The sequence below is a fragment of the Methanosarcina soligelidi genome (assembly GCF_000744315.1).
Classification (GTDB): Archaea; Halobacteriota; Methanosarcinia; order Methanosarcinales; family Methanosarcinaceae; genus Methanosarcina; species Methanosarcina mazei.
The window spans coordinates 1,601,128-1,626,344 of the sequence record NZ_JQLR01000001.1 but is presented as its reverse complement, the minus strand read 5'-3'; the positions used below and the strand labels follow the sequence as shown (position 1 = coordinate 1,626,344).

General features: G+C 42.5%; 25 protein-coding genes. 14 read left to right on the top strand and 11 right to left on the bottom strand.

Annotated elements, in window-relative coordinates; translation table 11 throughout:
* Positions 1-12: 12 nt before the first annotated feature.
* Positions 13-324 (bottom strand): SemiSWEET family sugar transporter, encoded by a 312-nt coding sequence (locus M886_RS07200; RefSeq protein ID WP_048050947.1) that lies wholly within the window; start codon positions 322-324, stop codon positions 13-15.
* A 160-nt stretch (positions 325-484) separates the two neighbouring features.
* On the opposite strand from M886_RS07200, the gene M886_RS07195 reads away from it, so the two are divergent.
* From M886_RS07195 to M886_RS07175, 5 genes are all read left to right on the top strand, one after another.
* Positions 485-940, top strand: coding sequence for an HIT family protein (locus M886_RS07195; protein ID WP_015412223.1), 456 nt, complete (start codon positions 485-487; stop codon positions 938-940).
* 211 nt (positions 941-1,151) lie between these two features.
* Positions 1,152-1,379, top strand: a complete 228-nt coding sequence (locus M886_RS07190) for a sulfurtransferase TusA family protein (protein ID WP_048050946.1) — start codon at positions 1,152-1,154, stop codon at positions 1,377-1,379.
* Between the two features lie 19 nt (positions 1,380-1,398).
* Complete coding sequence (locus M886_RS07185; protein WP_015412222.1) at positions 1,399-1,818, top strand: DsrE/DsrF/DrsH-like family protein; 420 nt, start codon at positions 1,399-1,401, stop codon at positions 1,816-1,818.
* Between the two features lie 307 nt (positions 1,819-2,125).
* Positions 2,126-3,280, top strand: a complete 1,155-nt coding sequence (locus M886_RS07180) for a cysteine desulfurase family protein (RefSeq protein ID WP_048050945.1) — start codon at positions 2,126-2,128, stop codon at positions 3,278-3,280.
* Between the two features lie 66 nt (positions 3,281-3,346).
* Positions 3,347-4,006, top strand: coding sequence for an iron-sulfur cluster assembly scaffold protein (locus M886_RS07175; protein ID WP_048050944.1), 660 nt, complete (start codon positions 3,347-3,349; stop codon positions 4,004-4,006).
* Between the two features lie 71 nt (positions 4,007-4,077).
* On the opposite strand, the gene M886_RS07170 is transcribed toward M886_RS07175, so the two are convergent.
* Positions 4,078-5,253 (bottom strand): cation diffusion facilitator family transporter, encoded by a 1,176-nt coding sequence (locus tag M886_RS07170; protein ID WP_200880717.1) that lies wholly within the window; start codon positions 5,251-5,253, stop codon positions 4,078-4,080.
* 728 nt (positions 5,254-5,981) lie between these two features.
* Between M886_RS07170 and M886_RS19315 the strand changes: the two genes are divergently transcribed.
* On the top strand, positions 5,982-6,116 hold the full coding sequence (locus tag M886_RS19315) for a hypothetical protein (protein WP_268745852.1): 135 nt from the start codon (positions 5,982-5,984) through the stop codon (positions 6,114-6,116).
* 527 nt (positions 6,117-6,643) lie between these two features.
* On the opposite strand, the gene M886_RS07160 is transcribed toward M886_RS19315, so the two are convergent.
* Positions 6,644-8,776, bottom strand: a complete 2,133-nt coding sequence (locus M886_RS07160) for a catalase (RefSeq protein ID WP_048050942.1) — start codon at positions 8,774-8,776, stop codon at positions 6,644-6,646.
* 571 nt (positions 8,777-9,347) lie between these two features.
* Here M886_RS07160 and M886_RS07155 point away from each other — a divergent pair.
* The gene (locus tag M886_RS07155; protein ID WP_048050941.1) at positions 9,348-10,148 is read left to right on the top strand and encodes a class I SAM-dependent methyltransferase; all 801 of its coding nucleotides are present in this window, start codon (positions 9,348-9,350) and stop codon (positions 10,146-10,148) included.
* A gap of 303 nt (positions 10,149-10,451) precedes the next feature.
* On the opposite strand, the gene M886_RS07150 is transcribed toward M886_RS07155, so the two are convergent.
* Entirely contained in the window at positions 10,452-11,579 is a 1,128-nt protein-coding gene (locus tag M886_RS07150) for an aldo/keto reductase (RefSeq protein ID WP_048040843.1), read from the bottom strand.
* Positions 11,580-12,082: 503 nt separating this feature from the next.
* Between M886_RS07150 and M886_RS07145 the strand changes: the two genes are divergently transcribed.
* From M886_RS07145 to M886_RS07135, 4 genes are read left to right on the top strand one after another with little or no spacing between them, the layout of a single operon-like run.
* Positions 12,083-13,042, top strand: coding sequence for a lysylphosphatidylglycerol synthase transmembrane domain-containing protein (locus tag M886_RS07145; protein WP_015412212.1), 960 nt, complete (start codon positions 12,083-12,085; stop codon positions 13,040-13,042).
* The gene (locus tag M886_RS07140) at positions 13,039-14,214 is read left to right on the top strand and encodes a glycosyltransferase family 4 protein (RefSeq protein WP_048042045.1); all 1,176 of its coding nucleotides are present in this window, start codon (positions 13,039-13,041) and stop codon (positions 14,212-14,214) included. Before M886_RS07145 ends, M886_RS07140 begins: the two co-directional genes overlap by 4 nt.
* A 30-nt stretch (positions 14,215-14,244) precedes the next feature.
* On the top strand, positions 14,245-14,376 hold the full coding sequence (locus tag M886_RS19310; protein ID WP_259637172.1) for a hypothetical protein: 132 nt from the start codon (positions 14,245-14,247) through the stop codon (positions 14,374-14,376).
* A 2-nt stretch (positions 14,377-14,378) separates the two neighbouring features.
* Entirely contained in the window at positions 14,379-14,702 is a 324-nt protein-coding gene (locus M886_RS07135; RefSeq protein ID WP_011033877.1) for a carboxymuconolactone decarboxylase family protein, read from the top strand.
* Between the two features lie 88 nt (positions 14,703-14,790).
* Here M886_RS07135 and M886_RS07130 read toward each other — a convergent pair whose 3' ends face one another.
* The 7 genes from M886_RS07130 to M886_RS19090 all read right to left on the bottom strand — a co-directional run bounded on the left by M886_RS07130 (position 14,791) and on the right by M886_RS19090 (position 21,716).
* Complete coding sequence (locus tag M886_RS07130) at positions 14,791-15,720, bottom strand: SPL family radical SAM protein (RefSeq protein ID WP_048050940.1); 930 nt, start codon at positions 15,718-15,720, stop codon at positions 14,791-14,793.
* Between the two features lie 111 nt (positions 15,721-15,831).
* Entirely contained in the window at positions 15,832-16,662 is an 831-nt protein-coding gene (locus tag M886_RS07125; protein WP_015412208.1) for a hypothetical protein, read from the bottom strand.
* A 217-nt stretch (positions 16,663-16,879) separates the two neighbouring features.
* Entirely contained in the window at positions 16,880-17,773 is an 894-nt protein-coding gene (locus M886_RS07120; RefSeq protein ID WP_048050939.1) for a prenyltransferase, read from the bottom strand.
* A gap of 92 nt (positions 17,774-17,865) precedes the next feature.
* The gene (locus tag M886_RS07115) at positions 17,866-18,588 is read right to left on the bottom strand and encodes an amino acid ABC transporter ATP-binding protein (protein WP_048050938.1); all 723 of its coding nucleotides are present in this window, start codon (positions 18,586-18,588) and stop codon (positions 17,866-17,868) included.
* Positions 18,572-19,267, bottom strand: a complete 696-nt coding sequence (locus tag M886_RS07110) for an amino acid ABC transporter permease (protein ID WP_048037290.1) — start codon at positions 19,265-19,267, stop codon at positions 18,572-18,574. The genes M886_RS07115 and M886_RS07110 overlap by 17 nt, the downstream gene beginning before the upstream one ends.
* A gap of 420 nt (positions 19,268-19,687) precedes the next feature.
* Positions 19,688-20,542 carry a basic amino acid ABC transporter substrate-binding protein gene (locus M886_RS07105; RefSeq protein ID WP_048050937.1) on the bottom strand — a complete coding sequence of 285 codons (855 nt, stop codon included), beginning with the start codon at positions 20,540-20,542 and terminating at the stop codon, positions 19,688-19,690.
* A 793-nt stretch (positions 20,543-21,335) separates the two neighbouring features.
* Positions 21,336-21,716 carry a hypothetical protein gene (locus M886_RS19090; RefSeq protein ID WP_052716887.1) on the bottom strand — a complete coding sequence of 127 codons (381 nt, stop codon included), beginning with the start codon at positions 21,714-21,716 and terminating at the stop codon, positions 21,336-21,338.
* A gap of 404 nt (positions 21,717-22,120) precedes the next feature.
* Between M886_RS19090 and M886_RS07095 the strand changes: the two genes are divergently transcribed.
* The 3 genes from M886_RS07095 (at position 22,121) to M886_RS07085 (ending at position 25,047) form a co-directional block, all read left to right on the top strand.
* On the top strand, positions 22,121-22,723 hold the full coding sequence (locus M886_RS07095) for an IMPACT family protein (protein WP_048050936.1): 603 nt from the start codon (positions 22,121-22,123) through the stop codon (positions 22,721-22,723).
* A 262-nt stretch (positions 22,724-22,985) separates the two neighbouring features.
* On the top strand, positions 22,986-24,110 hold the full coding sequence (locus M886_RS07090; RefSeq protein WP_048050935.1) for a hypothetical protein: 1,125 nt from the start codon (positions 22,986-22,988) through the stop codon (positions 24,108-24,110).
* Positions 24,111-24,186: 76 nt separating this feature from the next.
* Entirely contained in the window at positions 24,187-25,047 is an 861-nt protein-coding gene (locus M886_RS07085; RefSeq protein WP_048050934.1) for a GNAT family N-acetyltransferase, read from the top strand.
* The last annotated feature ends 170 nt before the right edge of the window (positions 25,048-25,217 follow it).

Here is a 25,217-nt window from a genome sequence, read left to right as displayed (position 1 = left end):
AGCCATTATAAGTTACTTCCTGAGAGAAGCATTTTTATTTTCAAATCCTCTTTCTTTTCGGTTAAAACTCAAAAACAAATTCACATAGTCATTTTTAATCTTGAGTCCGAGAAGAGAGGCAGCCAGTATAACGGAAATAGTGTTTGCAGCAATTATTGCGGTATCATTTACCTGAATCCCATGAATTAGCCAGAGAGCCATACCCGATGTTGAACAGAACAGCATCAGGAGAGACACATCCTTTGTTGACCCGGTTTTCAGGGCTTTTATGAGCTGAGGGGCAAAAGCTACCGTTGTCAGGGCACCTGCGATATAGCCGATCATATAAATTCACTCTCAGAGTTTTTAATTCGGTGACAAAAAGAAGGTTTAGATTTAACTTTATAATACATTATGTAAAGTGAGCACCGGATAGTAGTTAAAGTTTATCGGAGAAACAGAAACCTGATATAAGTGAGTATCATAAACCTTTATGGGGTACTCTATGACAGAAAATTGCCTCTTTTGCAAGATAATATCAGGTGAGATTCCTTCAAAGAAGGTATATGAAGACGATGCTGTATGTGCATTTCTTGACATCTACCCGGCAAGTGAAGGACACACTCTTATAGCTCCCAAAAAGCATTTTAATAGTTTTACGGATATGGGCGCAGAAGATACAGCCAGACTTTTTGAAGCTGCAAGAAAAATTACAGCTGCGGTTGAAAAAGCATTTTCAGCGGAAGGGTCGAATATTGGTATAAATAACGGGGAAGTAGCAGGGCAGGAAGTCCCCCATGTGCATGTACATGTCATTCCCAGAAAAAAGGGAGATGGAGGAAGAGGAATAAAGTCAATAGTATGGACCGAACCTGACAGGACCAATCTGAACGAAGTTGCGGAAAAGATCAGGAAAAAACTGAGGGAAAACGAAAGTCTTCAGGTAGATGCACCTGTATAAAAAAGAGCAAAGATTCGGATTGAAAAACAGATCCGAATAATATTTTTCATACGAAACGATAATATATTTTTTGAAATATAGTGATCTGGGGGAAGACATTCATTTGGCATGAAAGTGCTCTCAAGTACTTTCATTTTATGGGCATGTTATTCGAAGAATATCATGTGCGTTTTTTAGGAGCTTTCCATTTCTCTTACTCCGGGGGATAACAGTGGCAGAACTGGAAGTAGATGTTAGAGGGCAGACCTGCCCGGTACCTCTTGTAGAGTGCAGAAAAGCGTTTAAAAAAGCCTCTCCAGGAGACCTTATAATTGTAAAGGGTACGCATCCGGCATCAAAAAAAGAAATTCCCATGGCATGTGAGGCTCTGGGGCTCACCGTGCTGGAGATTGAAGAAAAAAAAGAAGGAAAAGAATGGGAAATAAAAATCCGGAGGTAAGGCCGGGAAAGGAGTGGAGATGGGGGAAAAGGCGGTAATCGTCCTTCACAGCGGGGATATGGATAAGGTATACAGCGCACTTATAATTGCAAACGGAGCCCTTGCGATGGGTATGGAAGCTTCGATATACTTTACCTTCTGGGGGCTCATGAGGCTTAAAAAAGGGGAACTTGAAAAAGGTCCGCTTTCCAGAATGAACATGATGGGTGCTGGAAAGCAGATGATCAAACAGAGAATGGATAAAGCCCATGTTGCATCGCTGGAAAAGCTGATGAATGACTTCAAGGAGCTTGGGGGAAAAATCATAGCCTGCGAAATGACTATGGAGATCATGGGCATAGAAAAGGAAGAAATTCAAACGGAATGGGTGGATGAATGGGGAGCTGTTGGTTCGTACATTCATGAAGCAAGGGATGCAACCATAACTCTCTTTATCTGACTTTGAGAGTTGAAAATAAGTTTCAGCAACAGTAAGATTATTCAGGCTCTCATTTTTACCCCGGGCCTTCATCGCAATTTATCGAGCCAGATCCGCTTATCCGGCTGCAAATAGACCTTCCAGGCAGGAATTAAGCTGGAAGTGCTCAAAATCTGGCTGAAACCATTCTGAATTTTTATTAAAGTATTGGTTTATGGGATATAACACAGCTTTACTGAAGGAGACGAAGTATTAATTAAAAACAGAAACTGAGACACGGGAATTAAATTTTATATGATATGAGGAGGGGGAAAAAATATTTGAAAATATGATTTATCTAGACAATTCTGCATGCACAAGGCTGGACGAGAGAGTGCTTGAAGCAATGAAGTCCTATTTTTTTGACACTTATGCAGTAGCGACATCCGAATTTGGCTATTCCATGGGAATTGACGCAAAAGAAGGGCTTGAAAACTCCAGGGAAATCATAGCCTCAAGGCTTGGTACGGACTCCGAAGAAATAATATTTACGTCAGGAGATACGGAATCAAGCAACATGGCATTGAAAGGGACAGCCTGGGCACTTAAAGAGATAAAAGGCAGGCATATTATTGTTCTGCAGATAGAGGATTTTCCGGTGTTGAATACGGCAAAATCCCTCCAGAAACAGGGTTTTGATGTCACATTTCTGAATGTTGACGGGGAAGGGTTTGCAGACCTTGAAGGGCTCAGAAAAGCAATTACAAAAGAAACTGTTCTTGTCTCAATCCAGTACGCCAACCAGGAGATAGGGACGGTCCAGGACCTGAAGGCAATCTCTGAGATCTGCAAAGAAAAAGATGTCCTTCTGCATACCGATGCCACACACAGTTTTACCCGGCTTCCCCTGAATGTAAAAGAACTGCCTGTTGACCTGGTTACATTGTCAGCCCACACGATTCACGGTCCCAGGGGAATAGGTGCTCTCTACATCAGAAAAGGCACTCCAGTAAGCAAATTCATGGATGGTGGCTTTCAGGAGTTCAATTTGAGGGCAGGGGTTGAAAATATTCCCGGAGCCGCAGGTTTTGCAACAGCAGTAGAACTTGTAACCGAAGATGAGACCAGGCAGCTCGAAGCCATGAGGAACAGGGTAATTGAGAGAGCTTTCTCTGAAATTCCGGATGTCACTCTTAATGGGAGCCGGGAAAAGCGCCTGCCTCAGAATGCAAACCTGACTTTCCATTATGTGGAGGGAGAATCCATAACCCTGCATATGGACATGAGAGGGTTTGCGGTGAGCACAGGTTCAGCCTGTTTCAGCCGTTCCCTTGAAGCCAGCCATGTTATAAGGGGGATAGGAGGGGACCATGAAAGAGCTCATGGTTCGGTTCGCTTCACTTTCGGACGCTACAACCGCATGGAAGATGCGAAAGCTGCAATTGATGCCATGAGTGAGGTTGTGGCAAGGCTGAGGGAAATTAGCCCGCTTGCAAGAAAATAAGCAAAAGGAAAAATGAAGAGAAGAGAAAAAGCAGCGGAAGAATAGAAAAATAAAGGGGAGAGCAGGATGAAAATCGAAAAGAAAAGTGAGATGAAGTTTCCTTATAGTGAAAAAGTTCTTGAGCATTTCAGGAACCCGCATAATGTGGGGAAGATAGAGAACCCTGACGGAAAAGGCCTGGAAGGAAGCCCTGCATGCGGGGATATGGTTGCAGTATACATTAAGGTCGACCCCAGGACAAAGGTCATTGAGGATATAAAATTCGAATCTTACGGATGTGCATCCAACATTGCCACTGGGTCCGTAATCACAGACCTTGCACGTGGAAAGACCCTGGATGAAGCTAAAAAAATAACCTGGAAACAGGCTTCAGAAGAGCTTGGTGGCCTTCCTCCGATAAAAGCCCACTGTTCCGTGCTTGCTGTTGAGGGCCTGCGTGCCGCAATCCGGGACTACGAAGAAAAACACGGGCTCGTCACAGAGAAAGAACCGACGACAGAAGAGGTTGTCCAGCAGAGGCTCAAACACGTTATGAACCCTCTGACAGGTCTTGATGTTGTTCGCACAAACCTTATACTTAAAACGAGTGTTGAAGCAGGAGTTGTCAGGGTGGTTGTTGACCTGCCCGCAGACCACCAGTTTGCTCCTGCAATAAAAGAAGATATAATTGAAAAGCTCGGGGCTCTCTGGGATGTGGAAAGAGTAGATGTGGTGTTTACAGCCTGAATCATGCCTTAAGCAGAGAAAACAGGGAGAAAATAATTACTGGAAGCGGTTTATGAAGCCGATACTGGGGTTCAGCCCGGATAAACATTCAAAATACGTTTCTGCTTTCCCTTTCTCTTCTCCGGACCTGCAGGTACGCAATGGCAGCACTCTCCTGAAGCTGTAAGGGGATCTACATGGATGGTGGTCCCGGAAAGGTAAGAGAAATTTTCCAGGAGCTTTTCTCTTACAGCGTTGGCGATTTCATGCCCTTCTTCCACAGACAGTGAAGGGTCAACAGAAGCATTAATCTCTGCATGGAGCCTGTGCCCTATCCAGCGTACCCTGAGGTCTGTTACTTCACAGACGCCATCAACGCTTTCAGCAATATCCTTTACCTTATCAAGGACTTCAGGCTCAACGCCGTCAAGCAGGCGGGTAAATACGAGTTTGCTTGAGTCAAGGACTATTTTGAGGATGGCAATTGTTATCAACATGCCTATAAGAGGGTCAAGGACCGGAAATCCTGACCACATACCAATTGCCCCTAACAGGACAGCAAGGCTGGTAAAGCCGTCCACCCTTGCATGGTATCCATCAGCAATAAGGGCAGCACTCCCAATTTCTTTTCCTACCTTCATGCGGAACTCTGCAACAATTTCGTTTCCGATACAGCCTATGATTGCTGCAAGGGCTACAGCCTGCAAATGATCTACGGGCTGAGGGTTTAAGAAGCGTGTCAGGGATTCATAGCCCGCAACTGCTGCACTGAAAAGGATGAGGATAACAATGATCACACCTGCAAGGTCTTCTGCTCTGCCATAACCATAAGAGAAGCGTTTGCTCGGTTTTTTTCTTGCCAGGGAAAAGGCGATTGCCAGGGGGATCGCTGTTGATGCGTCCCCGAAGTTATGGATGGTATCGGCAAGAAGGGCAACACTGCCCGAAATATACACAATGAAAATCTGCAGAACGGCTGTAACCATAAGTCCTATGAAAGACCATTTGACAGCCCAGAGCCCCTTGCTCGTAGTGGTTATGGAAGGGTCGACTCTACCATGTGTATGGCTGTGCCCATGGGAATGCTCATGAAAATGCGAATGCTCGTAAGAATGTATATGAGAATAAGTGTGGGAAAATATATGGGAGAAGAAATGAGAGGAGAAATGGGAATTAAAAAGCTCTTTATGCTTATGATTTTGTTTACGGGACTCTTCAGGAGCGTTTTTTTCATTATGCAGATTACTTGTGGAATTCTTTCCGGGCATTTGTCACCCTCATTTTGATTCAGTTCTCAATATTAAACTTGGCTATTGCTTTATATATAGGTATTTATCTTTAAAAAAGAATTTATTATGCATCCGGTCACACATTTTTTTGGGGAAATAGCATAAAAAGGAGCTTTTTCATTTACGTCTTTTATTTTCCTACAATTGTAAAATAACAAAAAATTGAATATTTATTACTTAAAATGGGGATCTATCGTGTATTTCAGATAAACAGACGATTCCAGGACTGATTATGCCAAGAACAGGATCTTTGAGAGGGCTCCGGCTTTTTACGTCCATAAGACAGGTTTGATTTTTTAATAATATACTCATCCTTAATCTTACGGATTGACATGAATGAGCAAAGAAAGATTAATGTTTCAAAAATTTCTATAAAAAGGACAAACGAAAAATTATAGATTCACATTATGATATGAGCAAATATGAAAAAGAGAATCTGAAAAAGAAAAATTATCCGAAACATTAAAAATAAAAAAACATCTCCCGAGTTCGTTACCTTTAGAACTAAGACCTGTTATCCAGATCCATACCCTTACGTAGTTTTCGAGTTTTAATAAAAAAGGATAGAAATCAATCCACTATCTGCAAAGCGAACAGATATACAGTCAGCTGGCGCTTATCCCGGATAACGTGCATCCCGGGAGATGTCCAGCAGGATAGAAAAACACAGATTCATGAAGATGAGAGGTGAAACAGGGAGGAAAAAGATGATTCAAACAAAAGCAATAGTCAGGGAACCTGAGATCGTGTGGGATCTCAATATCAGTAAAGATGGAAAGTCTTACCAGGAAAATTTTATTCTCTTATTTCCCAGGTACGTCAGTGCCATCGATGATGAGTGAGAGTATTTACCCATAAAAAGAACTCAAAAAAGTCAACCCATTTTCAAAATCCAACATAAAAACACCTCGGGATAAAACTCTCCCGGGGAAACCTCCATTACCCATTTAATGGTGAAAAACAGGCTTATCGTGAAACATGAATAATTCAGCTTTTTTAAAGTAGAATTCGAGAATTATCAAATTCATTATAACTATTCCTAAGTACATCATGTCTTTTATCCAGTTCAGAAAAAATCAGGCCTTTTTTAAAGATATAGAGTAAATTCTCCAGAGTTAGCTTTCCGGTTTCAGAGAAGGGAAATCGAAAATAAATAAAAAGGTTGAAAGTGAGGTAAATGAGAAATTGAAAATAAATAGAAAGGATGAAAATAGGGTAAAGAATGGAAGTAAAATAAAAAGGTCAAAAATGAAATGATGAAAGTGAGTTAAAAGGAAGTAAAATAAAAAGATTAAAAATAGAATTAAAGAGGAAGAAAAAAGAGAGAAACGGTTAAAAAATAAAGCCGGAGAACTCTTTCATAAAGAGTTCAGGCAGGAACCTGTTCCTTTTTCTCCCTGTTCCAGTGACGGTGCTGTGCAATTGCGGTGGTAAAAGACTCATTAAAAGAGCTTCTGTCCCCTTCATTTCTGGCGGTCACCACCCCTTTATCGGAAACCACCTTATCAGCAGAACTCTTTCCTGCGAGTTTTATATCCGGAAGATGGGCAGCTTTAAATAATTCGACTCCTTCGCCTGTTGCACCCAGAGGCTTGCAGTGCCTGAAAGCTTCATTGACGAAGTGGATAGCATCTCCATGCTTTTTCAGGGTTTCCACATTTTCTTTTCCTCCGGGGATGTATACAGCATCATACAGAACCGATTCTGTAGTGCGGTAATTTTTGTCAACTTCAATTTCCTGACCTTCCGAGCTCTTCAGCATTCCCTGGAATTTTGAGATAATGTCGGCTTTTGCTCCACCGGCTTCCAGAGCCTGCATTACCTGGCTCAGGTCTTTGTGGTCATATCCGTCCGCGACAATGATGGCGATTTTCCTGGTTTTGATAGTATTTTTCACATTACGTTCACTGCGTTCCTGGCTCAAATTTGGCGATTCTTTAGCTACAGGAGAACCTCCTTTCTGTGCCGGAGCAGAGACACCGACCCCTTTTGCGATCTCTACTGCCAGGTCGCCATCGACGTTATTGAACATATCAACAACTGCCTGCCTGATTTTCTTGTCCTTGACCTTTCCTATTTCGAAATGGAAAGCCTCTATAATATGTTCTTTTTCAGGTTTCGACATGCTGTTCCAGAATAATTTTGCCTGGCTGAAAAAGTCTTTGAACTTTTCGCTTCGGGAACGGATTACCTTGCCTTCTACTTTTTCCATATAATGGACATAACCGCCTTCTTCTGCAGAAGCTGGCCGTGGCTTGCCATCTCCTACGGTATTCGGGAAATAACTCGTTTTGGCCTTGTTTATTGTCATACGGTTATATCCTTCCCTCTGATTGTTAGCCACCGGTGCTAGCGCTCGATTAATTGGAATCTCCTGGAAGTTAGGACCTCCAAGGCGGATCAGCTGTGTATCAAGATACGAGAAAAGCCGTCCCTGCAGGAGAGGGTCATTGGAAAAGTCAATTCCCGGAACCACATTCGCAGGGCAAAACGCAACCTGCTCGGTCTCAGCAAAGAAATTATCAGGGTTGCGGTCCAGGGTCATTTTCCCTATCCATTTTATTGGTACATCCTCTTCCGGCCATAACTTTGTAGGGTCGAGAATATCAAAGTCAAATTTGAATTCATCCTCTTCCTCCAGGATCTGCACCCCTAACTCAAACTCAGGATAGGCTCCCATCTCAATGGCATCCCAGAGATCACGACGGTTAAAATCAGGGTCTTTTCCTGCTATTTTCTGAGTTTCGTCCCAGACAAGGGAATGAATTCCAAGCATGGGCTTCCAGTGGAATTTTATAAACCTGCCCTTACCTTCGGCATTGACAAAACGGAAGGTGTTAACCCCAAAACCCTCCATCATCCGGTAGCTTCTTGGAAGTGCACGGTCTGAAAGAACCCACATGATCATATGTGCATTTTCATGGTGGCACGACACAAAGTCCCAGAAAGTATCATGCGCTGCAGAAGCCTGAGGAATCTGGTTATCCTGCTCAGGCTTGATCGCATGAACCAGGTCAGGAAACTTGATTGCATCCTGAATGAAAAAAACAGGCATGTTGTTGCCGACAAGGTCATAGTTTCCGTCCTCAGTGTAGAATTTAACAGCAAAACCCCGGACATCCCTGACAGTATCTGCCGAGCCCCTGAACCCTACAACGGTAGAAAAACGAACGAAAACCGGGGTTTTTTTATTAGGGTCCTGCAGGAATTTCGCACTTGTATATTCTGTCATGGGTTCATATACCTGGAAAAAACCATGCGCACCTGAGCCTCTGGCGTGAACGACTCTTTCAGGAATTCTTTCATGGTCAAAATGAGTTAATTTTTCTCTGAAGTGAAAGTCCTCAAGAAGGGTGGGTCCTCTTTCTCCTGCTTTGAGTGAGATGTCCGTATTATTTACCCTGACTCCCTGATTTGTAGTTAAAAACTCACGTTCCGGATCTTCATGGAACTTTTCCAACTGCTCCTCTTTGCTTTTTTCGTTAATCATCTTTTTATCCATATACAGTTATCCTCCCAGTTTATATAGTCCAGATTATTCGGTGCTGGAGCCCATAGTTTATACAAGAATTCAATAAGCATGGACTATCTACGATTCAGGTTCTGATGGAAGCAAAGGCGAGTAGCAACATAGCTCAGTGTAAGCAGTACCTGTGTTTGAGAAATCCCATTTAAGAGATACAGGAAAAAGCAGGCTCAGACCAGATGTACACTCCGGATTCAAAAAGCCTGCCAGGACCAGAAACTCAGCTTAAAGCTTACATTTGAGTACATTTCTATATACCCAACTCCCCATTCCTAGAATGTCCTATTATTATATGAGTTTTTTTATAAATACAACAATTTCTTTATAGAGAAAAAGGGTTCTGGTCCAGTTAGAAACGGGCAAGCAGGAGGAATAGAGAAATTAAAAAATGGGAAATTTCATTATTAAGAACTTATACTAAAAGCTGCAGAAATTCTCATAATTTGTCGCATCTCAAGGACAGCTGTGGAAAAACTCATTAAAAACAGAAGATGTTGACCAGTGCAAGTTAATATAAATTTAATTTAGAAAAAGAGGATCATAAGACATGACCGAGTATGTGCATGGTTATTCGGAAAGAGAGGCTCTCCGCCTTTCAGAACAGGCTGAAACACTTGAAAAACTTCTCCACCATGACACCGTATATCCACCCGGAGCAAAAGTGCTAGAAGCCGGCTGCGGAATAGGAGCCCAGACTGTAATCCTGGCAAAAAACAACCCTGATGCGGAAATTACTTCGATTGACATTTCCCCGGAATCCCTTGAAAAAGCCAGGGAAAATACTGAAAAAAATGGGATTAAAAATGTTAAATTCCTGCAGGCAAATATTTTTTCTCTTCCTTTTGAAGACAGCAGTTTTGACCACATTTTTGTCTGTTTCGTGCTTGAGCACCTGCAAAGCCCGGAAGAAGCCTTAAAAAGCCTGAAGAAAGTCCTCAAGCCCGGAGGTACGATTACAGTGATCGAAGGAGACCATGGGTCCTGCTACTTCCATCCTGAAGGAAAAAAAGCCATTGAAGCCTGGAACTGTCTCATCCGGGTTCAGGCTTACATGAAAGGAAACTCCCTGGTCGGCCGCCAGATTTACCCCCTTCTTCAGGAGTCCGGGTTTGAAAAAATAAGAGTGGAGCCAAGAATGGTTTATATAGATTCCAGCAAACCCGAACTTGTGAACGGCTTCATCCTGAAAACCATCATCCCTATGGTAGAAGGCGTAAAAGAACAGTCCCTGAAAATGCAGATAATTAAAGAAGAAGAATGGGAGAAAGGAATAGAAGAACTCCATAAGACTGCAGAACACGGAGGAACCTTCTGCTATACTTTCTTTAAAGGATGGGGGACAAAATGAGAACCTAACTTGAGATGGATATCTATCTTAAAAATTCAAAGGGAAAGATGGGCCTGTTTTCAGGACACATTCTTCCAGAATACTTGCAAAAACCGATTCTCTGAGAGAATTGTAATATCAATTCCTTTTTCAATGGTCAATTCCTTTTTCGATGAATTCCGGGCATGCAGGATGGTAATGGATGAATGGCTTAGATAAACACCATAACAGCCCGGAGAAAAACCTGCAGTCCAATATAATACTTACATACTGTGGTTCCGGTTTTTAAGGCGACTGCATGACCCATTTTTGATTTTGAGGGGATCATTTCCCAAATAATTTAACAACCTCTTTTAGCATCTGACTGACAGGAATTTTTTGAGGGCACTTTTCTTCGCACTGTCCGCATTCCGTACAGTTTGAAGCCTGTCCTTCAAGGCCGCTGTACAGAGCTTTTTCTCCTTCTGCGTTATCAAACATTTCAGCATTATTGAGGTACTTGAAATTCTCAGGGATATTCACTCCTGAAGGGCAGGGCATACAATACCGGCATCCGGTACAGTTAACCCTGGTCTTTGACATGTAGATTTTTTTTACACGCGAAATGAGCTCTCTTTCCCTCTCAGTCAGGGAGTCCGGAAGACCTTCAGACGCGAATTTTACGTTATCTTCAACATGTTTTATCTCAGACATCCCGCTAAGTACCACAGCTATTTCCGGATAGTCCCACAGGTATCGAAGGCTCCATTCAACAGGGCTTCTCTGTATATCAGCAGAATCCCAGATTTCCTGAACTTCAGGTGGCACCCCTGAGACAAGGTAACCCCCTCGCATGGGCTCCATAATAACTATACCAAGGCCCTTTGACGCGGCATACATCAAACCGTCTTTTCCTGCCTGGAAATTTTCATCCATAAAGTTGTACTGTATCTGACATAGAGTCCACGGGTAGGAATCGACTATTTCCTTAAACAATTCAGGGCTGTCATGGAAGGAGAATCCCGTATATTTTATTCTGCCATCCTCAAGGACAGAGTCAAGGAAATCAAAAATTCCATGCTTTTTAACCAGATCCCAGAAGTCACTGTTTAAAGCGTGCGCCAGATAGAAATCAATGGAATCAGTTTTAAGCCTTTCAAGCTGTTCGTTCAAATACCTGTCCATGTCTTCTCTGCTTGCAACCAGCCAGCTCGGGAGTTTGGTTGCAATATAGACTTTTTCACGGTAGCCGTCTTCAAGAGCCTTCCCGAGAACGGATTCGCTCATGCCACCATGGTAAGGATAGGCAGTATCAATGTAATTAACACCGGAATCGATGGCATAACGGATCATCTCTATGGATTTTTCCTCATCAACCCGGGTATCATCTCCCCCTATAACAGGGAGACGCATGGTGCCAAAACCCAGTATGGAAACTTTTTCGTCCGTCCTGCCAAGTCTTCTGTATAACATATATTTTTGCCCCCTCAAGAAAAATACTTGAAACCCATATCGAAATGAATCCCTTACCCCTCCTTTGTCATGATAGAAGATAACGCTTTGTGTAAGCTACAGGCTACATGGAAGAAAATGAAGTCCTGAAAAAAGGCTTCCAGCCCAAAGAAAGCTCCCCGGGAACTGCAGCTTCCGGACCAGAAAAACATACAGAAAACTCAGCACATTAGAAAACATAATGATGGCAGATATTATATAAAAAGAGCCTAATTTAGAATGGGAAATGGATGGGAAAACAAAAGTCATTCTTTGCGAGCCATTTACCCGGGAGTAGGGAAAATAATTCAGGGGTTTAAAACGTAAGGTAGTGATTTTTCAGTCTGGAAACTTGCCTGATAGACGACAGTCCGGACTGCAAATCTCATTGATTGATGAAAATAATCCAGAATGGGGGCAGTTCGACCATGGGAAAAGCCACGCTGACAATACTTCCGCGTTGAACCCTTTATGAAGGTGTATTGTTGGATCTGGAAGCCTTGAAGAAAGCCACTGCGGCCTTCCTGGTGCTTACAGCAATATTACTGGTCGTCAGTAACCGGGCAGAAATTGTGCCCTTGCTGGAAGAAAGCTGGAAGATCCTCAGTGATACACGGATTATGTATGTTTTTCTGGCATCCTCAGTTTATCTGCTGAGCGTGTATTTTTTTGCAGTCCGCTGGCAGCAGGTGCTCTCTTCCATTGGATATAACCTTAAAGCCGTAAATCTCCTCCCGATTATGTTTGGAGCAGCGTTCGTGAATAATATTACTCCTGCAAGCAGGACAGGAGGAGAGTCCCTGCGCATAATCTGGGCTAACAGGAGTTTTGGGATCACGTATACACACGCTGTCATAACTATCCTTTTTGAAAGACTGGTTGAAGCAATTCCTGTTGCCCTGCTGTTTCTTTACATCCTGTATTTATCCCCTTCTTTTGAAAGCCTTCTCCATCTCCAGAGAAAAATTCTACCGTTTAATTCTTCCCTGCTATGGGTTTTAATCCTGATAGGGGGAGGAATAGGAGTGTGGATCCTCATAAGAAAATCTTCCATTTTCACGAGAAAGTTATATCAGGACTGGAAACAGCTGAACAGGTCTTTTGTCCCTGTACTCCTCCTGTCCTGCCTGGTCTGGGGACTTGATGTGATACGCATCAAGCTGGTAGCTTCCGCCCTTTCCCTCCCTCTGTCCATGGATATTATAATAGTGTTCTCAGTCCTTTACCTCGTACTCGGATGCCTGCCAATCACTCCCGGAGGGCTGGGAATCGTAGAGGGAGGCCTGGTTTCACTTCTCCTGTATTTTGGGATGTCCCCTGCTTCAGCAGGCAGTTTCGTATTTCTCGAGCGGTTTGTGTCCTACGGGCTAAGCAGCCTGATAGGTATCCTGTATCTGTTTTATTATGGGGGGTTTAAGATCTGGAAAGATACAAAATCGCATTGATCAGTGACTGGTATTTCCCAAAAATAGGGGGAATCGAGTATTGTATGCATTCTCTTGCAAAAACCCTGATCCAGGAAGGACATGAAGTCCATATTATTACAAGGGGCTATCCCGGCATCCCTCAGTACAGCATGAGGGACAGAATTAAGATAATAAGGGTAGGAAGTGATCCCTTTCCGGGACAGAAGCATTTCATGATGCCCGGGGCATATAAAGAACTCTACAACCTTCTGAGATCGGAAAATTATGATATGATTCACTCTCACGGGCTTGACTCACCGCTAAGCATGGCAGCTCTGCTCATGTCCAGAAAAATCGGGCTTCCTTCCGTAGTTACAAACCATTCCCTTGTAGGACACACAGCTCTCAGCCCTGCTCTCTACCTTGCCGGCAAACTGCTTATCAGGAATGCGGATGCCGTAATTGCAGTTAGCTCTGCAGTTGAGAAGGATTCAAAACTGATGACAAAAAAGCCAGTTTACAGGATATTTAATGGGATCGAATGTGAAGAAAACAGCTGTAAAGCTACCCTTCCCATCAACAGGGAAGAAAAAATCGTGATCGCCAGTGTAGCCCGAATGACAAGAAAAAAAGGAGTCCATCACCTTGTAAAGCTTGCCCCTGCCCTGCTTAAAAAACACGAAAATCTGATGTTTGTTATGATAGGAAACGGACCCCTTACAAAAAAGCTGGAAAAGAGAGTAAAAAAGTGCGGCTTATCCGATAATTTCTATTTTACAGGGGAAATACCCCGAAATAAAGTGCTTGATTATCTTGAGCAGGCTGACATCTTTGCTCACCCATCCGGAGACGAAGGGTTCGGGATTTCAATACTGGAAGCAATTTTGAAAAAAGTCCCTGTTGTGGCAATGAACCACAGCGGTGTTTCGGATATTATTGAGCACGGTGTAGACGGTTTTCTTGCAGAAGACCTCACGGAATTTTCATCCTGCCTTGAAACCCTTATTGAAAACCCGGAACTGAGAACTGAATTTGCCAGGAAGGCAGCTGAAGGGCTTCCAAAATATGACTGGGACAGGATTTATGAGCAGACATGCCGGGTGTATACAGGCATTATTAATGGAAAACATCAGAACAGGAGTCTTGAGCAGGAGAGCCTATCAGAGAGCGACTACAAAAAGTTGCTTAAAAAGACAGACCAGAGAGAATAACTGGATAAATAAACGGAAAAATGCTGGGAAATGATGAAGAAACCGGGAAGAGGAATGGTTTCAAAAGTTTTTGAACCAATGTTTAAATATAAAAAATACCATAATATGCTTAGAGACTTCACGCTGTTAACATATAAAATGCAGGTAAAAAAGGAGCCATAAAAATGAGAATGCTGGAAGAATTTTTTCCTGAATTCACGGAAAAGCTGGACGAGATTGACAAGCTCTATGCCGAAAAAAGGATGATTGACGAAAAGACCTATCAGTTCATCTGCTTTGCCCTCTCGATTAAAGCCAGGTCAAAACCCTGTGTCCTGAAGCACTTCAAGGGAGCACTTGAAGCAGGAGCCACAGTCAAAGAGCTCTCATATATCTTTGCCCTGGTAATGAGGGAAGCCGCAGGCGCAGACGACTGCTGGACTCATGATGTAATAGGAGACTGGAAAGAGATCCTGAAAGGCAATATTTCATGCAGCTGCGAAAAATAAAGACATGGAATATTTCAGAAAATAGTTTTCGGATTACCTCAAAACAAACTTTCTTTTTTTCAGACTCCAGTGAAGAATTAAATCATTCTTAAAAATCCGTCAGCTTGAGCTGTTTTGGGCGAGAGAGTTTTATTTCCAGAGGTTTCATGTAATCGGCTGAGAGATGATATTTTTCCATAAGACTCCTGATTATCCCGTAAAGTTCAGCTTTATAAGCTCTGTCAGCCCCGCCTTTTGCGTACAATTTACGGTAGGGGTCCAGAAGTCCGGGAAAACTGCACGCAAGAAAATTGAAAAAATTCTTTCTGGTTTCTCCCCTCAGATAAAGCAGTCCCGGAAGAGCATAATCCACCTCACATTCTGCTGCATGGGAAAGAACCTGTTCGAGGTTCTGAGGGCTGTCTGTAAGGAAAGGAAGAACTGGCATCATATGGAGCCCGGTGGTGGCTTTTGTGTCTTTAAAAGCCCGGATGACTGAAAAACGTTTTTCAGGAGAAGAAGCCAGGGGTTCCAGTATAGAGCTCAGCTCTTCATCTACGGTTGTAACCGTGACCGCAATATTTACCTGCGTAAGTTCGGCAAGTTCTTCAAGAAGGTCGTAATCTCTGAGTATGAGATCGGATTTTGTGGATATGGTAACCGGGTTTTTGTATTCGATCATTACAGCCAGGACTTTACGCATCAAACCGTATTTTTCCTCAGCAGGCTGGTAGCTGTCACATACCCCGCCTATATTGATTACCTCTTTTTTCCAGGAACGAGATCCGAGCTGTTTTTCAAGGGCTTCTGCAATGTTTGTCTTTACATAGATTTTCCGAAAAAAATCTGAGTCTTCCTCCTCTGAAGATGAGGCTTTTTCCTCTTTCTCCAGGTAGCTGTGAGAATACAGTGCATAACAGTATTTACAGCCGTGCTCGCATCCCCTATAAACGTTCAGATCCCACTGGAACGGCAGTGAGAGCCTGCTTGTTTCCTTGATTTTATTGAGGGCTTTTTTAACCTGGATTTCTTCAAACATCCCGGGATAAGATAAGGTTGAAAGCTATAAGAAACTTGGCGGGGCAGCCATTTTGTACCAAACCTGTTTTCGTAAAAATAAAAAAGAAGAAGAAGAAGAAGGGGAAGAGGGTTATTCTCTGTAAATTCCATCTCCTGTAGTAAGTTTTCCTTCCGCCCGAACCCAGCCTTCCTGCGGGCCTGCTAGCTGTATAGAGATCCTATCAGTGTATTCGTTGAATTGCCAGCCGTAAATCCACCACTCGTTTCTGCCCTCCATCTCGACAAAAATCTGGACCTCAGCATCAGGAGATGCGTCATAATTTGCGTACACCATGCTTTCATAATCGAAATATGTGGGATTAATATAATCGGGTAAAGGTATTTCCGGTCTTTCTTCGGATTCCCTGAGATTATGTTTGGGTAGAAGTACGGATTCGTTGCCATAAGGGAATCTTGTATTGATCGGATGGTCAGCTTTTAAGGAGGTCCCGAAGTCAATTGAGGCGAGAACCGGAGTTTCCTCGGAGTACTCGTGAGATTCCACAATCTGCTCCGCCTCCGGAATTTCATTTTCAATATCATCAGACCCGGGCTCAGGCTCTGGCATAGCCACAGGAAGAGAATGATAGACCGGCTGAATTTCAGCAGCTTCTATTTTGAACATTAACCCGTATTCAGTATCTTCAAGGCTGAGATTCCAGTCCGAAGGCTTATTGTAATAGTCTCCATTCACCATTTCCAGCCCGATCCCGGATTTATTATCAAAAACCGGAACAGGCAAATATAGAGTTACATTTTGAAGAGTGCTGTTGCTTGTTATGGTTATACTGTAATCATAGCTACTCATAAGGCTGTCATTATACATCTTTTCACTCTGGTTTTCCATGTACAGGGAACCCAAAATGAACAGAAGGAGAACAAATAAGATGAGCCCTCCAAGAATTTTTATCCATTTATTCATTTGCAGACCCTCTTCTTTAAAGACTTAAAGCAGATGAGAGGAGGAAATAATTAAATCTTGCTAAATTGAACCGGAAAAGGATCTTGCTTCGAAAAAGAAGGAAAAGAAAAACAGCCCGCGTAAAAAAATCGTTTTTCAGCTGTTTTAGCCTTTTTTCAGGTGAATTTGATTTCAGGTTAAATTAAGCCTTCATGCAGGCACGGACACGGTTACAGATTTAATAAATAAAGTCCAGAATGATCGAAACCGCATAGATCACAAGGGTGCTGTGATAAATGGGCAGGATCTTCATTCCGGCACCTGGACTCATTTCTCTCCAGAGATAGAGGTTTGAGCCTGCAAGAAGCACAAAGCCTGCGAAGAAACCATAGAGAGCGATGTTCCCCAGTTCCCTGAGGAAGAAAATGGACATAAAGAAATGCAGGAGCGTAAAACCTGTAACCCAGTACATGGACCCTTTTGCACCGTAAAGGACAGCTATTGATTTCATCTCCCTTGCCCGGTCATTTTCCAGGTCAATGAAATCATTCAGCCCCAGATGAGCCATCGTCCAGGGATAAAAGAAAACCATATAGAGCAGTATGGTCATATCCGGCTGTCCGTAGCATAGATAGCCTGCTGCCGGAAAAAGGGTAAAATCCGTCCTTCCGAGAAGCTGGGCAACAGGAAGTTTCTGGTCTCTTTTTTTTACCTGATAAAAAGCCTCGATGCCGTAAGAGTACAGCATGATCGCAAAAACGTAAAGTGAATTAGGATAGGGAAGGGTGAAAATCAGGGCTGAAGTGACTAACGCAAGCAAAATAAACAGCCAGAAAGCATTTTTTGAAGAGATCCTGCCTGAAGGGACAGGCCTCTCTTTAAAAGGCCTCCAGTACCTTGTCATGGTATTTTCCACATCAAGCCTGTCTCTGTTTCTGTCCACGTAATCGTTGAGCACAAAGCCGGCTTCGAACCCGAACAGGCCTATCAGTGCAGCCTTAATAATTAACTCCCAGGAAAAGCCTCCGTAATTTGCGAAAGCGAGCACAAGTCCTGAGCAAAAGACGAGGGGCCAGGCAGGAAGAAAGTGAGCGCGTGTGAGATCGAGATAAGATTTCAGGGTTTCTTTCATTTTTTGACCTCAATTACAAATACAGGGGTTAAATGGAGCTATCCCATAAAAATTATGAGGAAAAAGGAGAAATCTTCAATTAATAAGTACTATTAAAGGATCTTGCTCAAAAAAGACTTTGTCCTCTCATTCTGTGCATTAAAGAAGATTTCCTGAGGCGTCCCTTTTTCGACTATGATGCCGTCATCCATGAAAAGCACGCGGTCTCCTACTTCTCTGGCAAAGCCCATTTCGTGGGTCACGACAATCATTGTCATGCCTTCTTTTGCCAGGTCTTTCATGACGTTCAGGACTTCTCCCACCATCTCAGGGTCAAGAGCTGAAGTTGGCTCGTCAAAGAGCATCACTTTAGGACGCATGGCAAGGGCTCGTGCGATTGCAACTCTCTGCTGCTGGCCTCCGGAAAGGGAACCTGGATATACATCGGCTTTGTCTTCAAGCCCCACTTTTTTAAGAAGGTCATAAGCCCTGTCATAAGCCTCTTTTTCAGGAAGCCCGCGTACTTTTATGGGAGCAAGGGCAACGTTTTTAAGGGCAGTCATATGGGGGAAGAGGTTGAAACGCTGGAAAACCATTCCAACTTCTTCGCGGATCTTGTTTATATTCGCTCCCTGATCTGTTATTTTTATCCCGTCTATCCAGATTTCCCCTGATGTGGGGGTTTCAAGAAGGTTCAGACAGCGGAGGAAAGTGCTTTTTCCGGAGCCTGAAGGACCTATTACACAGACGACTTCACTTTCTCTAATTTTTTCGCTAATTCCTTTAAGCACTTTCAGGTTTCCGAAACTTTTGTGGAGGTTATTCACTTCTATCACTTACACCAAGCCTCCTCTCGATATAGTTAAGTACACGGGAAATTCCCATGGTCAATGCGAGATACACGAGGGCAACCGAGATATATGCAGGGAAAGCTGCAAAAGTCTTTGAAACATACAGCATACCGTTCTTTGAAAGCTCGTGTACGCTGATTACTGCAAGCAAAGAAGAGTCTTTCAAAAGGGCGATGAACTCATTTCCCAGGGGAGGGATAATCAGCCTTACAGCCTGCGGCATGATAACTTCTCTCATGGCCTGCCCTTCGGTCATACCAAGGGAACGGGCAGCTTCCATCTGACCCCTGTCAACGGACTTTATGCCTGCACGCACGATTTCTGCATTGTAAGCTCCGCTGTTAATGCTGCATACGGCAATTCCCGCAAGAATCGGGTCGATCCTGAAAGGCTCTCCCGTGATCCCGATAATTAGTCCCGGGATACCGTAATAGAAAAGCAGTATCTGTACAAACAGGGGAGTGCCCCTTATGAAGTCAACATATACGGAACTGGGGATCCTGAAAATAGCCCTTTTAGAGAGTTTTCCGAAAGCTGCAATCGTCCCCAGGATTAACCCGAAGAATATCGCAAAGGTAGTGACCTCTACAGTGATTACCGCTCCCCGCAACAAACTCGGGAATACATTGATAGCGTGTTGAATATAGGACGCTAAAAGAGACAAATTCTAACCTCAGTTACTTAATAAAACACAATATTTTTTATAAGTAATAAATTTGTTATGTGTGCAGATAATATTTAGAATACATCAAAATGCATACAGCATTAAGGTTCTTTTTTTGGAATATCTCTGCAATAGCTCTTCAGCAGCGTCTTCAGACAGAGAATTTAAAGGAATATCAATAGAAATACGCGTTTTGCAGAAATATATTAATTGAAAAGTGTTTTCAATTATATAAATTCAATCATTTTAAATTATCATATCAGCGAATATATTTTAAAGATGACAGGGTTGGAGATCCTAAAAACAGCGGGTTATCTAATCCTGATGATATTAAAAAAGGGAGAATGAAAAACAAAATTAATAAGAAAAGAAATTGAGAGCAGAAAAATTACATAGCTCTCGAAATAAATCTGGTTAAGTTTATTCTTCCATGTATTTGGGCAGGTTTGTCAGAAGTTCATCGTACTGGCCGCTTGCTTTGACATTTTCAAGGCCTGTGTTGATCTTCTGAAGGAGCTCTGTGTTGCCTGTGCGGACAGCAAACCCATAGGACTCGCTGTTGAGAGGCTCTCCCACAATCTTAATCACGTCTGGCTGGGCTGCAATAAAAGCTTCTGTCACTGGAAGATCATTGATCATTACATCCGCGCCGCCAATCTTGAGTTCTTCGATGGCTTCATTGACGTGAGGGAAGTCTTTGATCTCAGCAATGACTCCGGCTTCTTTGAGTTCTTCTGCTTTCATGAAACCGGTGGATCCAGTCTGGACAGCTACGGTCTTGCCCTGAAGATCATCAACACTCTGGATCTCTTCATTGTTAATGGGTACGGCAAGAGCCAGGCCTGCGGTAATATAAGGCTCGCTGAAATCGACTTCCTGTTCGCGTTCCTCGGTAATTGTCATGCCTGAAGCAATGATGTCAACGTTTCCTGTCTGAAGGGCGGGGATGAGGCCTGCAAAGTCCTGGTCAAGATACTGGACTTTAAAGCCCTGATCTTCAGCAATTGCGTTCAGGAGGTCAACGTCAAAGCCGACCACTTTCCCGCGGGAGTCTACAATCTCAAAGGGGGGGAACTGGGCTTCAGTACCTACGATATAGGTGGGCATATCTTCGCCGGAAGCATTCACTTCAGCGCTTGCTGTTTCTTCAACGGGAGCACTTTCTTCAGCAGTTCCTTCTGCTGCTTCCTCTTCTCCCTGTTCAGCACAGCCGGCTGCAAAGACAACAGTAGCAATTACAAAAAGCATTGCCATGATCTTTAACATTTTTTTCATTAATTTTACCTCTGAAAACTCTTCCTTAATATTGGCTATGTAAGATAATTAAACTTTTATAAATAGTCGGGCAACGGATTAATAGCTTTTGATTTTAAAATATTTTATGTATAAAATAAGATATAAAATTATGATGTAGATGTTGAAAATATATAGAAGAACACGAAACTTATTATAATATTCGAGTTTTTCTGCAGTATTTTTTGAGATAATTAATATGAACAAAAAGTATCTCAAGTAGTGTTCAGAGAACTTTGAGTGTATACTTAGTAAAAAATAAGAGTCTTTCTGTAACTCTCTCGGGACAGGCAGGCTTAAAAAATTAAAACTATTTATTTTTATTTATTTTTGTTAGTTTGATAAAATCCTTTGCACATGAGGAGAGTAAAACGCGAGTATAGCTGAATATAGGTAAAAAATCTTGATTATATTCGAAGAGTGTCTAAGAAAAGTAATAATTATCTCCCGAGGCAGAATAAGAAAAAGTGCTTATGTCATTCCGGCTTTGTCCCGGAGATCTGTATTAATAAAAGAGATATGTAAAAGCTCTATATCTGAGAAAATTTCACCGGACTCAATAATTCCCTGACCTGAAATTTGCCCGAGCATTATACTTATTAATCTGAGCAGAAAAAGAAAAACTTTCCGGGATTAAAGTATATAAAATCCATTATTCAGATTTAAGTGAGGGACTAAACTGTAAATTGGGAATAAATTTCAAAAATAGAAAGATGTAGCCTGAAAAGGCTACGCGCATTGTGACTTAGAATAAACCGCTTAAGAAGTTTCACTCTTATTTAGCTTCTTCAGTAGCTTCTTCTTCAGTAGCTTCTTCTTCAACTACTTCTTCTTCGGCTACTTCTTCTTCAGCTACTTCTTCTTCAGCAGGTACTTCTTCTTCGGTAGCTTCTTCAGCTACTTCTTCTTCGGTAGCTTCTTCAGCTACTTCTTCTTCGGTAGCTTCTTCAGCTACTTCTTCTTCGGTAGCTTCTTCAGCTACTTCTTCTTCAACTACTTCTTCAGCCATTTCGTCTTCAGCAGGTGCTTCAGCTACGGGGGTTTCTTCAACAACTTCTTCAGTAGCTCCTTCTTCTGTCTGTTCAGCACAGCCGGCTGCAAAGACGACAGTAGCAATTACAAGGAGCATTGCCATGATCTTTAACATTTTTTTCATTAATTTTACCTCTAAAAGTTCTCTTCCTTTTTTACACCTATCTCATACAAATTCATGAGACATTCATATGAGATATTTATGCATGACCAATCAATTAGATTAAAACCTTTCGATTTGGTAAAAAAATACGAGAACGAGGTAGTCCCAGATATTCCAATAAATGGCCCGCTATAAACATATATCTGAATATACCAGGCATATAAATGCTCGATTTTGACATTAGAGGAGAGATAGGATATTAAATATGCTGATGGGGAGCAATAAAAGCAGAATTTGAAAAGTGGCGAGCAGGCGAGCAGCAGAAAAATACTTAAAGATATTAAATTGTTTTCCTGTTGCGCCACTGTAAAACTTTAAAGCCTTAAGTGCAAAAGTAATTAAATAAGAAATATTGAGGCAGAACTCTGAATAATTACAAGACCCTGAAAAGTTCCGGAAAGGCTCAAAAAGAGTTCAAAAACTCTATATTTATCGGGTACGCCAGACATGTAAAAACTGAAACCGAAGCAAAAGCGTTCATAAATGAAATAAAAAAGCTGCATAAAGACGCAAATCATAATGTTTCAGCTTACCTCGTTAAAGAAGAGGGGTCCCTTACGCTCAAATATGACGATGACGGAGAGCCCGCTGGCAGTTCCGGAAAACCTGTTTTTAAGGTAATCGAGTCTAAAGGATTGCATAACACGGTTGTGGTCATGACCCGGTATTTTGGGGGTATAAAGCTGGGCTTTGGAGGGCTTTCAAGGGCTTACAGGGAAACTGCAGTTTCAGCTATTGAAGACGCAGGTGCTGTTGAGGTATTTGAAGAGGTAAGGTTCAGAACTCGCTTCGGATATCCCGATCTCCAGAAGATAAGGAAGCTGGTAGAGGAATACGGGAGAATAGAGCAGGAAAAATACTCGGATACGGTAGAGTTTGAATTTTTCATAAAAAAGGATTTTGAAGAAGAGTTTCATGAAAAACTGGCAAAACTCACAAAGAACAAAATAGAGCTGGAAAAGGTTTAAACGGGAGGTTAAGATTTATCCCGGAGCCAGGTTTACACCAATATCCCATAAAAAAGAAAACACTGAAATTCAGGAAATTGCTAAAAAGTATAGAAGACATTATTGTTAGGGGACTGTTTAAAGGCTTTTCATATATTGAACAATTCCGTGCTGTAAAAGCCTTAAACAAAAAACAGGTTTAACCAATAGTCCTGAGTTGAAAAGCACACTATATTAAAACAACCCGTACTGAAATGAGAGAGGGAATACCGGAAGTGTAACTTTGAAGCGTAACATCTTTTCAATTGGTTTTATTTCAGTTGTTTTATTCATTGTACTGGGCGCATGTGCAGGTCTGGCTGCCAGCGAGGCTTTGCAGGGAACCGAGCAGGAGATTAACTCGGCTTTTAGCAATCAGATCACCCCTGTAATTTCAGGAGACTATATTGTCTGGCAGGATGAGCGGGACGGAAACTGGGACCTCTACATGTATGACATGTCCGCTGGAAGGACGGAAACTTCCCTGTTTAACGGTCCAAAAGATGAAATTGAGCCTGCAATCTCAGGCAGCCGTGTGGTTCTGGCAGATAACAGGAGAGGAAATTATGATATATACATGTATGATATCGCCACTAAAAAGGAAGTTCAGGTTACTTCGGATAAATCCGAGCAGAAAGAGCCTGCAATCTCAGGAGATATAATTGTCTGGACAGACCGAAGGAACCAGAACACAGACATCTACATGTACGATCTCACCACGAAAGAGGAAACCCGGATTACAGATGATAAAGCTGACCAGAGCCAGCCTGCGGTCTGGGGAAATATCATAGTCTGGAAAGATACACGGAATGGGAATGAAGATATTTACATGTACGACATCAGCGCAGGGAAAGAAAGCCCTGTGGTAATGGATTCTGCGGCACAGACAAACCCTGTCATAGAAGGCGATTACATCGTATGGGAGGACAGGCGTGCAGGAAACCTTGACATTTACATGTACGAGATTTCCACCGGAAAAGAAAAACCTGTCTGCACCGACCCCACCCCGCAGAAAACCCCTGCTATCTCGGACGGAAGGATAGTCTGGGCTGACGGGAGAATTAAAGGGACAAACATCTTTATATATGACATCGCCACAGGGCAGGAAAAGACGATTTCCACAGCATCCGAATATGAAAGCAACCCCTCAATAGACGGCAACAGGATAGTCTGGCAGGACAAGCGTAAAGGCGCAATGGACATTTTTATGTTTACTGAAGACGCTTCAGAAACCGAATCAACTGCAGGAGAAAAAACAGAAGCTGAAACAGGCTCAAAAGCGCCTCTCGGGATATATCCTGTATCAGCCGGGGTCATAGCGGCATATCTTATAATAACTTCAGAGAAAAAAGGGAAAAGAAAAACATAAGCCTGTAACCCAGATCCTGGAGAGCAGGTAATGCAGAGACTTAATGAATAAATAGAAAGTGAGAATATTAACTGTCATGGGTAAAAGTTCGGAAGACATAAAAAACCTGAAAATCCGAAGAATGAACCGGGAAGAAGCCGAATTCGCAATTGAGATGGCAGCTGCCGAAGGCTGGAATCCCGGCATCCATGATGGAGAACTTTTTTACGAGACTGACCCTGAAGGCTTTTTTATTGCAGAACTTGGAGGCAAGCCAGCAGGCTGTGCCTCAGCTGTTGCATATGATGATGAATTTGGTTTTCTCGGGCTTTACGCGGTCAAACCCGAATTCAGGAAAAAAGAAATCGGAATGAAATTAACCGAAAAATGCCTGGAGCACCTGGGAGACAGAAATATAGGGCTTGACGGGGTTGTGGAAAACGAAAAGAAGTACCAGAAAGTTATGAAATTTAAATCCTCTTACAGCAATCTGCGTTTTGAAGGCAGAGGAGGAGGAAAAAACTCTGATGGGCTGGTAAAAATCTCGGAAATCCCTTTTGAAAAGCTGCTTGAATACGATAGAAGAATGTTTCCTGCCCCAAGGCAAGGTTTTCTGAAAAAATGGATCAAACAGCCAGACTCTTACGCTTTTGCAGCCCTGGAAGACGGAGATCTTAAAGGGTACGGCGTTATAAGGAAATGCAGACAGGGCTATAAGATAGGCCCCCTTTTTGCGGACGAGCAGAGTACGGCAGAACAAATTTTCAGGGCACTCAGGGCTTCAGTTCCTGAAGAAACCTTTTATTTCGATGTTCCCGAACCAAATAAAAAAGCAATGGAAATAGCGAAGAAATATCACATGAATGTAATGTTCAGAACTATACGCATGTACAGCCGGGAAGAACCCGTAATAGAGCTTGAGAAGATCTATGGGGTTACAAGTTTCGAGCTCGGATAATAGAGGGAGATTGGTTAGAAGGGAAAACAAACAGAGTATAATCAGACAGAATATAATAAATGAGAGAAAAATAAGTGAGAGAGAAAAATAAGTGAGAGAGAAAAATAAGTGAGAGAGAAAAATAAGTGAGAGAGAAAAATAAACTAGAGGGAAAATGGACATAAGACAGA

Excerpts from the sequence above, each read along its gene's own strand:
- M886_RS07200 (WP_048050947.1), bottom strand. The coding sequence starts at position 324 with ATGATCGGCTATATCGCAGGTGCCCTGACAACGGTAGCTTTTGCCCCT.
- M886_RS07195 (WP_015412223.1), top strand. The coding sequence starts at position 485 with ATGACAGAAAATTGCCTCTTTTGCAAGATAATATCAGGTGAGATTCCT.
- M886_RS07185 (WP_015412222.1), top strand. The coding sequence starts at position 1,399 with ATGGGGGAAAAGGCGGTAATCGTCCTTCACAGCGGGGATATGGATAAG.
- M886_RS07180 (WP_048050945.1), top strand. The coding sequence starts at position 2,126 with ATGATTTATCTAGACAATTCTGCATGCACAAGGCTGGACGAGAGAGTG.
- M886_RS07175 (WP_048050944.1), top strand. The coding sequence starts at position 3,347 with ATGAAAATCGAAAAGAAAAGTGAGATGAAGTTTCCTTATAGTGAAAAA.
- M886_RS07170 (WP_200880717.1), bottom strand. The coding sequence starts at position 5,253 with ATGCCCGGAAAGAATTCCACAAGTAATCTGCATAATGAAAAAAACGCT.
- M886_RS19315 (WP_268745852.1), top strand. The coding sequence starts at position 5,982 with ATGATTCAAACAAAAGCAATAGTCAGGGAACCTGAGATCGTGTGGGAT.
- M886_RS07160 (WP_048050942.1), bottom strand. The coding sequence starts at position 8,776 with ATGGATAAAAAGATGATTAACGAAAAAAGCAAAGAGGAGCAGTTGGAA.
- M886_RS07155 (WP_048050941.1), top strand. The coding sequence starts at position 9,348 with ATGACCGAGTATGTGCATGGTTATTCGGAAAGAGAGGCTCTCCGCCTT.
- M886_RS07150 (WP_048040843.1), bottom strand. The coding sequence starts at position 11,579 with ATGTTATACAGAAGACTTGGCAGGACGGACGAAAAAGTTTCCATACTG.
- M886_RS19310 (WP_259637172.1), top strand. The coding sequence starts at position 14,245 with ATGATGAAGAAACCGGGAAGAGGAATGGTTTCAAAAGTTTTTGAACCA.
- M886_RS07135 (WP_011033877.1), top strand. The coding sequence starts at position 14,379 with ATGAGAATGCTGGAAGAATTTTTTCCTGAATTCACGGAAAAGCTGGAC.
- M886_RS07130 (WP_048050940.1), bottom strand. The coding sequence starts at position 15,720 with ATGTTTGAAGAAATCCAGGTTAAAAAAGCCCTCAATAAAATCAAGGAA.
- M886_RS07125 (WP_015412208.1), bottom strand. The coding sequence starts at position 16,662 with ATGAATAAATGGATAAAAATTCTTGGAGGGCTCATCTTATTTGTTCTC.
- M886_RS07120 (WP_048050939.1), bottom strand. The coding sequence starts at position 17,773 with ATGAAAGAAACCCTGAAATCTTATCTCGATCTCACACGCGCTCACTTT.
- M886_RS07105 (WP_048050937.1), bottom strand. The coding sequence starts at position 20,542 with ATGAAAAAAATGTTAAAGATCATGGCAATGCTTTTTGTAATTGCTACT.
- M886_RS19090 (WP_052716887.1), bottom strand. The coding sequence starts at position 21,716 with ATGAAAAAAATGTTAAAGATCATGGCAATGCTCCTTGTAATTGCTACT.
- M886_RS07085 (WP_048050934.1), top strand. The coding sequence starts at position 24,187 with ATGGGTAAAAGTTCGGAAGACATAAAAAACCTGAAAATCCGAAGAATG.